The organism is Pseudomonas marvdashtae (genome assembly GCF_014268655.2).
Classification (GTDB): Bacteria; Pseudomonadota; Gammaproteobacteria; order Pseudomonadales; family Pseudomonadaceae; genus Aquipseudomonas; species Aquipseudomonas marvdashtae.
The window spans coordinates 659,674-671,127 of sequence record NZ_JABWQX020000002.1 but is presented as its reverse complement, the minus strand read 5'-3'; the positions used below and the strand labels follow the sequence as shown (position 1 = coordinate 671,127).

Here is an 11,454-nt window from a genome sequence, read left to right as displayed (position 1 = left end):
TCTGGTAGCTCGTCGGGCTCATAACCCGAAGGTCGTCGGTTCAAATCCGGCTCCCGCAACCAAATATCAAGAAAGGCTGCTCGAAAGAGTGGCCTTTTTTGTGTGTGTCGAAAAAGACTCCATTACAAATATTTTGTAATTATTTTCCGCCGCAGGGATTGGTAACTTGGCTGGATACCCCCATCCTGTCGCGCATAGCTCAAGAGGTGATTGATGCGCGCCCACTCGTCTGACTCACAAGACACTGTTACTGCGACACAACCGATCAAGGCCGAGCGATTGCGCTGGCTGGATCGGATCAGCCAGTACCGCCAACCGATCGGCCTCGCTGTCACGTTACTGCTGTTCGCGATTGCCTTGATTGCTTGCCGGCATCTCCTCAGCGAACTCGACCTCTACGCCCTTCACGACGCTATCCTGGAGGTGCCGAGGCCGGCCCTGCTCGGTGCGATCGCCGCCACCGTGGCCGGTTTCATCATTCTGCTGGGCTATGAGTGGTCCGCCACTCGCTACGCCGGCGTGAAGCTGCCGCCACAGACCCTGGTCCTGGGTGGTTTCAGTGCGTTCGCCATCGGCAATGCCATTGGCCTTTCGCTGCTCTCGGGCGGTTCGGTTCGCTACCGGTTGTATGCCCGACATGGCCTGGGGGCGGCGGACGTTGCCCACATGACCTTGTTCGCCAGCCTGTCCCTGGGCTGCGCGCTGCCGCCGTTGGCGGCGCTGGCAACCTTGAGCAACCTGCCCGCCGCATCTGCGGCCTTGCACCTTCCAGCCGCTTTGCTGGGCTCGATCGCTGTCGCCGTATTGCTGCTGACCGCCATGTTGGCCATTGGTATCTACCGCCGTCGCCTGCCGGAGCAACCTTTGCGGGACAGCCTCCTGGTCAAGGCCGGTCGCCGGACCTTGCGCCTGCCAGGCCGACGCCTGACGTTCCTGCAATTGGTCATCACCGCTCTGGATGTCGCGGCCGCCGCCACGGTCCTATACCTGTTGCTGCCTGAGGCGCCACCGTTCGGTCCCTTCTTGCTGGTGTACTTGTTGGCGTTGGCGGCCGGCGTACTCAGTCATGTCCCGGGCGGCGTCGGGGTGTTCGAGGCGATCCTGCTGGCCGCGTTTGCCGACAAACTGGGGGCCGCGCCACTTGCCGCCGCGTTGTTGCTGTATCGCTTGATCTATGTGCTGCTGCCGATGCTGGTGGCGTGCGTGTTGCTGCTGATCAATGAGGCGCAACGATTGTTCCAGACCCGCCAGACGCTGCGGGCGGCGTCGGGTTTCGCCGCGCCGATCCTGGCGGTGCTGGTGTTTCTGTCCGGCGTGGTGCTGCTGTTTTCCGGCGTGACGCCCGAGATCGACACCCGCTTGGAGCACATCGGCTTCCTGATCCCCCATCGACTGGTAGACGCTTCGCACTTTGGCGCCAGCCTGGTGGGCGTGCTGTGCCTGTTGCTGGCCCAAGGCTTGCGCCGTCGCCTGTCCGCCGCCTGGATGCTGACCACCGTCCTGCTGCTGGTTGGTGCCCTGCTCTCGCTGCTCAAGGGTTTCGACTGGGAAGAAGCCACGCTGCTGACCCTGACGGCTGCCCTGCTGGCGGTGTTCCGGCGGTCCTTCTATCGGCCGAGTCGCCTGACCGAGCTGCCGTTTTCGCCACTGTTCCTGATCGCCAGCCTATGCGTGCTGGGCGCGTCGATCTGGTTGCTGTTGTTTGCCTATCAGGACGTGCCCTACAGCCATCAACTGTGGTGGCAGTTCACCTTGGACGCCGATGCCCCTCGCGGCCTGCGCTCATTGCTGGGCGCCGCGGTGCTGCTGGTGGTGGTGTCGCTGACCTGGCTGCTGCGTACCGCGCGACCGGTGATCCACCTGCCCACGGCAGAAGAGTTGGAGCGGGCCAAGACGATTCTCATGGCGTCTTCGCAGCCCGACGGTGGCCTCGCGCTGACCGGCGACAAGGCGTTGCTGTTTCATCCCAACGATGAAGCCTTCCTGATGTATGCCCGCCGTGGCCGTAGCCTGGTGGCGTTGTACGACCCGATCGGGCCAAGCCTGCAGCGCGCGGAAATGATCTGGCAGTTCCGTGACCTGTGCGACATCTACCACGCCAGGCCGGTGTTTTATCAAGTGCGCGCCGAGAACCTGCCGTACTACATGGACATCGGCCTGACCGCGATCAAGCTTGGCGAAGAAGCGCGCGTGGATCTCAAGCGTTTCGATCTCGAAGCCAAGGGCAAGGAGATGAAGGACCTGCGCTACACCTGGAACCGTGGCACCCGTGATGGCTTGTCGCTGGAGATCCATGAGCCAGGCCAGGCGCCGATGGATGAACTCAAGGTCATTTCCGATGCCTGGCTGACCGGCAAGAATGTGCGCGAGAAAGGCTTTTCCCTGGGCCGTTTCAGCAACGACTACCTCAAGCATTTCCGCATCGCCGTGATTCGTTTCGAAGGTCGCCCGGTGGCGTTCGCCAATCTGTTGGAAACCCACAACCACGAGCTGGCCAGCCTTGACCTGATGCGCGCGCACCCCGACGCTCCGAAACTGACCATGGAATTCATGATGGTCGGCTTGATCCAGCATTATAAAAACCACGATTACGCCCGCTTCAGCCTCGGCATGGTCCCACTCTCGGGCCTGCAACCACGTCGCGGCGCACCACTGGCCCAGCGCCTGGGTTCGATGGTGTTTCGCCGTGGCGAGCAGCTCTACAATTTCCAAGGGCTGCGCCGCTTCAAAGACAAATTCCAGCCTGACTGGGAACCTCGTTACATGGCCGTGCCCGCCGGACTCGATCCGCTGGTGGCACTGGCCGATACCGCCGCCCTGATTGCGGGCGGCCTGACTGGATTGGTGAAACGCTGATGATGCAACGCTCCTGGCGATACGTAGTGGCCGCCCTGCTGGTGCTGGCGGTGATTCTCGGTAGCGGCTACTGGTACTGGAACCGTCCGGCCCCGCAACCAACCCTGGAACAACTGGAACCCGCCGACGGCGTGTCGATGACGCGGATCACGCCCGGCACCAAGTCCCGCGCCCACGCGCTGGTGGCGGTCAATGAGGACCAGAAGCTCAGCGACACGCAGTTGACCACCCTCAGCCGCAGCGGCTCGGCCGAGATTGTCCAAGTGATCCTGCCCAAGGACTGCATGCTCCAAGGCCGCGCCCTGCAGGCTGGCCTGAGACAGCTCCAAGGCCCGGCCACGCTGGTCAGCGGCATCGGCCCTGGCGCGGTGCTGGCCTGGCGCTGGCTGGCCGAACAGAAAGACGACAAGGCCCAGGCCATCTCGGTGGACCTGGCCCTGGAAAAACCTGGCTGCACGCACCTGTTGCCGAAAAGCGCGGCACACGGTCGCTGGCTGGTGGCCTGGAACGATAACCCCGACGACACCAGTGCCGGCTTCGTACGCGATCAACGCAACGCCGAAACCAGCATCAGCGACTACGACATCAATCTGCCGCAGGTGCTGAACAACGAGCTGCGCAAGATCCTGGTGGGCGCCGAGAAGGGCAAGGGTGGCCTGAGCATTCCAGTCGTGGAAATCCCTGCCAGCCAGGCCCGCGATACCGTGACGTTGTTCCTTTCCGGAGACGGCGGCTGGCGTGACCTCGACCGCGACGTGGCCGATGAAATGGCCAAGATCGGCTACCCGGTGGTGGGCATCGACACCCTGCGCTATTACTGGCAGCACAAGAGCCCGGAGCAAAGCGCGGCCGACCTGACCGAGTTGATGCAGCACTACCGCCAGATCTGGGGCACCAAGCGCTTCATCCTGACCGGTTACTCCTTCGGCGCCGATGTGCTGCCAGCGATCTACAACCGCTTGCCTGCGACGGAGCAGCAGCGGGTCGATGCAATCATCCTGCTCGCCTTCGCCCGCACTGGCAGTTTCGAGATCGAAGTGGAAGGCTGGCTCGGCAACGCTGGCACCGAAGCCGCCACCGGCCCGGAAATGGCCAAGCTGCCCGCCGAAAAAGTGGTCTGCATCTATGGTGCTGAAGAAGCCGACGAAAGCGGTTGCACCGACAAGACAGCCGTCGGCGAGGCCATCAAGCTACCTGGCGGACACCACTTCGACGAAAACTACCCGGCCCTGGCCAAGCGGTTGATCGATGAAATCAACAAGCGGCAGAACAAGACAGCCGAACAATAAGCGGCTACCCGCCTGACAAAAGCCCCAGCAGCCTTCGAGTTGCCGGGGCTTATTTGTGATCGCCGCTTATACACAACCCTCTGTGCGAGCAAGCCCGCTCCCACAAGTTTTTTGGTTTGGCATCAACATATGCATCGCCCACAAAAAAGCCCCCGCCGCCGCAAGGCAACGAGGGCTTGTTGTTCCCGGTCTACATCTCGACCTGCGTCCCCAGCTCGATCACCCGGTTCAATGGCAGGTTGAAGAAGCGCAGGTTACCGTTGGCGTTCTTCAGCATGAAAGCGAACAGCGATTCGCGCCAGCGGGCCATGCCTTCGAGCTTGGAGGCGATGACCGTCTCGCGGCTGAGGAAGTAAGTGGTGCGCATCGGACTGAAATCCAGCTCGTCCAGATGGCACAACTTCAGGGCCTCGGGCACGTCCGGCTCGTCGGTAAAGCCGAAATGCAAGATGACCCGGAAGAATCCCTCGCCGTAGGCATCGACTTCGAAGCGCCGTTGCGGCGGTACGCGGGGAATGTCTTCGTACACCACTGTCAGCAAGACCACTTGCTCATGCAGCACTTGGTTGTGCAGCAAATTGTGCAACAACGCGTGAGGCACGGCATCCGAACGCGCGGTCAGGAACACCGCCGTGCCCTGTACCCGGTGAGGGGGTTGTACGCGGATGCTGCTGATGAAGACCGGCAGCGGCAACGCCCCTTCGTCGAGGCGATCGACCAGCAATTGCTTGCCGCGCTTCCACGTTGTCATCAACACGAACAAGGCAATGCCGGCGATGACCGGGAACGCACCGCCCTGGATGATCTTCGGCACGTTGGCGGCGAAATACAGCCCGTCCACCAGCAGGAAACCGAACAGCACCGGGACCGCCAGCAACGGCGGCCATTTCCACAGCAGCAGGATCACGGCGGACACCAAGATCGTCGTCATCAGCATCGTCCCGGTCACCGCCACGCCGTAGGCCGACGCCAACGCACCAGAGGACTCGAAACCGAGCACCAGCAGCACCACGCCGACCATCAGCGACCAGTTCACCGCACCGATGTAGATCTGGCCCTGCTCGGCGCTGGAAGTGTGCTGGATGTACATGCGCGGGATGTAACCGAGCTGGATCGCCTGGCGAGTCAGGGAAAACGCACCGGAAATCACCGCTTGCGAAGCAATCACCGTAGCCAGCGTCGACAGCCCCACCAGCGGCAGCAACGCCCAGCTCGGCGCCAGCAGATAGAACGGGTTGCGCGCCGCTTCCGGATCACCGAGCAGCAAGGCGCCCTGGCCGAAATAATTAAGCATCAGGCCGGGCAGAACCAGGATGAACCAGGCACGAGCAATCGGTTTGCGACCGAAGTGGCCCATATCGGCGTACAGCGCTTCGGCGCCGGTCAGCGCCAGCACCACGGCGCCGAGAATCGCCACGCCCATGCCCGGATGGACAACAAAGAACCGCACGGCCCAGGCCGGGCTCACAGCCTGCAACACTTCCGGATGCTGGCTGATGCCATAGACGCCGAGGGCGCCGAGCACCAGGAACCAGGTCACCATGATCGGGCCGAACAGAATGCCGATCCGCGCGGTGCCGTGGCGCTGGATCAGGAACAGTGCGACGAGCACCACCACCGACAGCGGCACCACCCAATGATCGATGCCTTCGAATGCGAGGCCGAGGCCTTCGACCGCCGAAAGCACCGAGATCGCTGGCGTGATCATGCTGTCGCCGTAAAACAGCGCTGCGCCGATCAAGCCGCAGATCACCAGCAACGTGCGCAGCCGCGCCCTTCCCGCCGCAGCCCGCCGCGCCAGGGCGGTGAGTGCCATGATCCCGCCCTCGCCCTGGTTGTCGGCCCGCAGGACGAACATCATGTACTTGATCGACACGACCCAGATCAACGACCAGAAGATCAGCGACAGGATCCCCAGCACCCCATCGTGATTGACGGGCACGCCATAGGCACCGGAAAACACTTCCTTGAGGGTGTACAACGGGCTGGTGCCGATGTCGCCATAAACCACTCCAACCGCCGCGACCAGCATGCTCAGCGGTTTCGCTGCCGAATGCCCGGCGTCCGCCGCCTGACTACTTGCGTGACCCATCCAATACTCCTGGTTTGCTGACGCGTCTTCTTGAACGAAGCACCATGCCGTGTGAGCCAGCATGGGCTTTTTTACGCATTGTTACAGACGTTTTATTGACTGTAGGAATTCTTCAAGAAGTAAAGGCGCGAAGCATAGCGCAGCACTCGTCGCATTTCCCTGCATAAACCCGCATAAAGCTGGTCAAGTGCGTCGGCCATGGATAGAATTGCGCACTTTTTGATCAGAGGCGCGTCAGGCGCCCTGTCTCGGCAAGAGACGATCTCCCCTACACCGAGGTTAGACATGTCCACCACTCCCGCGTCAGCCAATCCAAAGGTTGGCTTCGTATCCCTGGGTTGCCCGAAGGCTTTGGTCGACTCCGAGCGCATCCTCACCCAGCTGCGCATGGAAGGCTATGACGTTGTGTCCACCTATCAGGACGCCGACGTGGTTGTGGTCAACACGTGCGGCTTCATCGACTCGGCCAAGGCCGAGTCCCTGGAAGTGATCGGCGAAGCCATCAAGGAAAACGGCAAGGTCATCGTCACCGGCTGCATGGGCGTGGAAGAAGGCAACATCCGTAACGTGCACCCAAGCGTGTTGTCGGTGAGCGGTCCGCAGCAGTACGAGCAAGTGGTCAATGCGGTGCACGACGTGGTACCGCCGCGCCAGGACCACAACCCGCTGATCGACCTGGTGCCGCCGCAAGGCATCAAGCTGACCCCGCGTCACTACGCCTATCTGAAGATCTCCGAAGGCTGCAACCACAGCTGCAGCTTCTGCATCATCCCGTCGATGCGCGGCAAACTGGTGAGCCGCCCGGTGGGCGATGTGCTCGACGAGGCCCAGCGCCTGGTCAAGTCCGGCGTCAAGGAACTGCTGGTGATTTCCCAGGACACCAGCGCCTATGGCGTCGACATCAAGTACCGCACCGGTTTCTGGAACGGCGCGCCGGTGAAAACCCGCATGACCGAACTGTGCGAAGCCCTCAGCACGCTCGGCGTCTGGGTCCGCCTGCATTACGTCTATCCGTACCCGCATGTCGACGAGCTGATCCCGCTGATGGCCGCCGGCAAGATCCTGCCGTACCTGGACATCCCGTTCCAGCACGCCAGCCCGAAAGTCCTCAAGGCCATGAAGCGCCCGGCCTTCGAAGACAAGACCCTGGCGCGCATCAAGAACTGGCGGGAAATCTGCCCGGACCTGATCATCCGTTCGACCTTCATTGTCGGCTTCCCTGGCGAAACCGAAGAAGACTTCCAGTACCTGCTGGATTGGCTGACCGAAGCCCAACTCGACCGCGTCGGCTGCTTCCAGTATTCGCCGGTTGACGGCGCGCCGGCCAACGACCTGGACCTGGACGTGGTGCCGGACGACGTCAAGCAGGACCGCTGGGATCGTTTCATGGCGCATCAACAGGCCATCAGCTCGGCACGCCTGCAAATGCGCATCGGCCGCGAAATCGAAGTGCTGGTGGACGAGGTCGACGAACAAGGCGCCGTGGGCCGCTGCTTCTTCGACGCCCCGGAAATCGACGGCAACGTGTTCATCGACAACGGCAGCAACCTCAAGCCAGGCGACAAGGTCTGGTGCAAGGTGACCGACGCCGACGAGTACGATTTGTGGGCTGAACAGATCGGTTGATCCAGACAAGGCGGGGCTGCTGTTGTGGCGAGGGAGCCACAGGCTGTTTTCAGCCACCCGCCTGCCAGCCCCAAAAAAATCCTGAAGCCCCGCTCTTGCAACAAGATGCGGGGCTTTTTTACGGCTATCGTATGGAGACATCCACCACAAGGAACAGGCGGACATGCGTCAGCATTCGGTCATCCACACACCGAAACCGAGCGACTATCAGGAATTGACCCGTGTCTGGGAAGCGTCGGTACGCGCCACCCATGACTTCCTGCCGGACAGTTACATCGAGCTGTTGAAGAACCTGGTGCTCACCCGCTACCTGGATGCGGTAATGCTCATCTGCACGCGAGACAAACGCCAGCGCATCACCGGTTTCGCCGGGGTGGCGGCCGGCAAGGTCGAGATGCTTTTCATCGGTCCTGAACACCGCGGCCAGGGCTTGGGCAAACAGTTGCTGCGCTACGCCATGGAGCATCTGAACGCCAATCAACTGGACGTCAACGAACAGAATCCGCAGGCGCTGGGCTTTTATCTCAAGCAAGGCTTCGAAGTGGTCGGGCGCTCGCCAAGAGATGGCATGAACCAGCCCTACCCACTGCTGCACATGCGTTACAAACAGCCTGGCCTGAGGGCTGGACGCGGCTAATAGTTGCATGAGGCAAATGGACCCGCGATTAACCGGCGCCAGGCAGGTACAATGCCCACCCTCTTTTTGTTACGGCCCCCGTCATGACTGACCCGATTCGTCTCTCCAAACGCCTCATCGAACTCGTCGGCTGTTCCCGTCGGGAGGCTGAGCTGTTCATTGAGGGCGGCTGGGTCACCGTGGATGGCGAAGTGATCGATGAGCCGCAGTTCAAGGTGACGACCCAGAAGGTCGAACTCGACCCCGAGGCCAAGGCTACCGCGCCGGAGCCAGTGACACTCCTGCTGAACGCCCCGGTGGGCATGGATGTAGACACCGCGATGGCCTCCCTTGGACCGCAGAGCCTGAGCGATGAACATCGCTTCGGCAAGCGCCCGCTCAAGGGGCATTTCCTGCGCCTGACCGCCAGCGCCGACTTGCAGGCTGGGGCCAGCGGCCTGCTGGTGTTCACCCAGGACTGGAAGATCCTGCGCAAGCTCACCGCCGACGCGGCCAAGATCGAGCAGGAATACGTGGTCGAAGTGGAAGGCGAAATGGTCGCCCATGGTCTCAATCGCTTGAACCATGGCCTGACCTACAAGGGCAAGGAGCTGCCGGCCGTCAAGGCCAGCTGGCAGAACGAGAACCGCCTGCGCTTCGCCATGAAGAACCCGCAACCGGGCGTGATCGCGCTGTTTTGCCAGGCGGTCGGCCTCAAGGTCGTCGCCATCCGCCGGATCCGCATCGGCGGCGTCTCCATCGGCAAGGTGCCGCTGGGCCAGTGGCGCTACCTGTCTGCCAAAGAGAAATTCTAATTTTCCGGCGCCGCAGCGAAGCGCGGCGCCCACTGTCGATTGATCAGGACTGCACACATGATTCACAACGACGTACTGCGCAGCGTGCGCTACATGCTCGACACCAGCGACAAGAAAGTCATCGAGATCATCAAGCTGGGCGGCCTGGAGGTTTCCTTGGAAGACCTCGCCGGCTACCTCAAGAAAGACGAGGAAGAAGGCTTCGTGTTCTGCCCTGACGAGGTCATGGCGCATTTTCTCGATGGCCTGGTGATCTTCAAGCGCGGCAAGGACGAAAGCCGTCCGCCGCAGCCAATCGAAGTGCCGGTGACCAACAACATCATCCTGAAGAAACTGCGCGTCGCCTTCGAGCTGAAGGAAGACGACATGCACGCCATCCTCAAGGCTGCCGAATTCCCAGTGTCCAAGCCGGAACTGAGCGCGCTGTTTCGCAAGTTCGGCCACACCAATTACCGCCCGTGTGGCGACCAGTTGCTGCGCAACTTCCTCAAGGGCCTGACGCTACGCGTCAGAGCTTAAACAGCAGCGACAAGCTTCAAGCGACAAGTTCAAAGCTTGCGGCTTGTAGCTTGCAACTTGAAGCGCTTGAAATGACCTACAACGTCTCCCCCATCGGCTTCGTCCGCTCCTGTTTCAAGGAGAAGTTCGCCATCCCGCGCCAACCACAACTGGCCCCTGCCGCGCGCGGCGTGCTGGAGCTGGTGGCGCCGTTCGATCAGGGCGACGCGGTGCAGGGCCTGGAGCAGGTCAGTCATGTCTGGCTGCTGTTTCTGTTCCACCAGGCCCTGGAGGACAAGCCACGCTTGAAAGTGCGGCCGCCGCGCCTGGGCGGCAACAAATCCATGGGCGTGTTCGCCACCCGCGCCACCCATCGTCCCAATGGAATCGGCCAGTCGGTGGTGAAGTTGGATCGGATAGAAGCCGACCGGCTGTGGATCTCGGGCATTGACTTGCTGGACGGTACGCCCGTGCTGGACATCAAGCCCTACGTGCCCTATGCCGACATCGTCGGCTCAGCCTCCAACGACATCGCCAGCGCAGCGCCTGGCCTGATCCCAGTGCAATGGGCGGACTCAGCCTTGCTTCAAGCCCGCGATCACGCCTTGCGCCTCGACGAGCCGTTGGTGGAGTTGGTTGAGCAATGCCTGGCGCAGGACCCCCGCCCGGCGTACCAGATTCCTACAGCCGAACGGGAATATGGCGCGCAGTTCTGGGACCTGGACGTACGCTGGCATTACCCGGAGCCCGGCGTGATTCGCGTGCTGGAAGTGGTTCCGGCGGGCAAATAAGCCTGGAAACGAAAAAGCCCGCGCGACCTTATTCAGGCGGCGCGGGCTTTTTATGGACTGCGACTTACTTTTCCACAAACGCTCGTTCGATCAAGTAATCCCCCGGCTCACGCATACGCGGCGAAACGGTCAGGCCGAAGCTGTTGAGCACTTCGCTGGTCTCGTCGAGCATGCTCGGGCTGCCGCACAGCATCGCACGGTCGTCTTGGGGGTTGATCGGTGGCAGGCCGATGTCGCGGAACAGCTTGCCGCTGCGCATCAGGTCGGTCAGGCGGCCTTCATTCTCGAAGGGCTCGCGCGTCACGGTTGGGTAGTAGATCAGCTTGTCACGCAGCGCTTCGCCGAAGAATTCGTTCTGCGGCAGGTGCTCGGTGATGAACTCACGGTAGGCGACTTCATTGACGTAACGCACGCCGTGGCACAGGATCACTTTTTCGAAACGCTCGTAGGTTTCCGGATCCTGGATGACGCTCATGAAGGGCGCCAGGCCGGTACCGGTGCTGAGCAGATACAAATGCTTGCCTGGCTTGAGGTCGTCCAGCACCAGCGTGCCGGTAGGCTTCTTGCTGATGATGATCTCGTCGCCTTCCTTCAGGTGCTGCAACTGAGAAGTCAGCGGGCCGTCGGGGACCTTGATGCTGAAGAATTCGAGATGCTCTTCCCAGTTCGGGCTGGCAATCGAATAAGCGCGCATAAGCGGGCGGCCGTTGGGCTGCTGCAGGCCGATCATCACGAACTGACCGTTCTCGAAGCGCAGGCCCGGATCGCGGGTGCACTTGAAGCTGAACAGAGTGTCGTTCCAGTGATGAACACTGAGGACACGCTCGTGGTTCATGTTGCTCATGTACGGGGGACTCCTGGAAATGATGCC

General features: G+C 61.6%; 9 protein-coding genes. 7 read left to right on the top strand and 2 right to left on the bottom strand.

Translation table 11 applies throughout. The features are described from left to right. Positions 1–213 precede the first annotated feature (213 nt). Together mprF and HU742_RS22900 are read left to right on the top strand one after the other, a co-directional pair. A complete protein-coding gene (gene mprF, locus HU742_RS22905) occupies positions 214–2,856 on the top strand; it encodes a bifunctional lysylphosphatidylglycerol flippase/synthetase MprF (RefSeq protein WP_186644229.1) in 2,643 nt (880 codons plus the stop codon). Further along, positions 2,856–4,145 (top strand): virulence factor family protein, encoded by a 1,290-nt coding sequence (locus HU742_RS22900; RefSeq protein ID WP_186644228.1) that lies wholly within the window; start codon positions 2,856–2,858, stop codon positions 4,143–4,145. The genes mprF and HU742_RS22900 overlap by 1 nt, the downstream gene beginning before the upstream one ends. A gap of 190 nt (positions 4,146–4,335) precedes the next feature. Here HU742_RS22900 and HU742_RS22895 read toward each other — a convergent pair whose 3' ends face one another. After that, positions 4,336–6,177 carry a potassium transporter Kup gene (locus HU742_RS22895; protein WP_437179908.1) on the bottom strand — a complete coding sequence of 614 codons (1,842 nt, stop codon included), beginning with the start codon at positions 6,175–6,177 and terminating at the stop codon, positions 4,336–4,338. Positions 6,178–6,522: 345 nt separating this feature from the next. Here HU742_RS22895 and rimO point away from each other — a divergent pair, with 345 nt between their 5' ends. From rimO to tsaA, 5 genes are all read left to right on the top strand, one after another. Then, positions 6,523–7,863, top strand: coding sequence for a 30S ribosomal protein S12 methylthiotransferase RimO (gene rimO / locus HU742_RS22890; RefSeq protein ID WP_186611251.1), 1,341 nt, complete (start codon positions 6,523–6,525; stop codon positions 7,861–7,863). A gap of 163 nt (positions 7,864–8,026) precedes the next feature. Next, the gene (locus tag HU742_RS22885) at positions 8,027–8,500 is read left to right on the top strand and encodes a GNAT family N-acetyltransferase (protein WP_186644226.1); all 474 of its coding nucleotides are present in this window, start codon (positions 8,027–8,029) and stop codon (positions 8,498–8,500) included. Between the two features lie 83 nt (positions 8,501–8,583). Then, on the top strand, positions 8,584–9,294 hold the full coding sequence (locus tag HU742_RS22880) for an rRNA pseudouridine synthase (RefSeq protein WP_186635142.1): 711 nt from the start codon (positions 8,584–8,586) through the stop codon (positions 9,292–9,294). A gap of 57 nt (positions 9,295–9,351) precedes the next feature. Beyond that, positions 9,352–9,813 carry a YehS family protein gene (locus HU742_RS22875; protein ID WP_186644224.1) on the top strand — a complete coding sequence of 154 codons (462 nt, stop codon included), beginning with the start codon at positions 9,352–9,354 and terminating at the stop codon, positions 9,811–9,813. A 71-nt stretch (positions 9,814–9,884) separates the two neighbouring features. Continuing rightward, positions 9,885–10,583: a tRNA (N6-threonylcarbamoyladenosine(37)-N6)-methyltransferase TrmO gene (gene tsaA, locus HU742_RS22870; protein WP_186644223.1), complete on the top strand. Its 699-nt coding sequence runs from the start codon at positions 9,885–9,887 to the stop codon at positions 10,581–10,583. 64 nt (positions 10,584–10,647) lie between these two features. Here the strand turns inward: tsaA and fpr are convergent, their stop codons facing one another. Continuing rightward, positions 10,648–11,427: a ferredoxin-NADP reductase gene (gene fpr / locus HU742_RS22865; RefSeq protein WP_003184787.1), complete on the bottom strand. Its 780-nt coding sequence runs from the start codon at positions 11,425–11,427 to the stop codon at positions 10,648–10,650. Between the last annotated feature and the right edge of the window lie 27 nt (positions 11,428–11,454).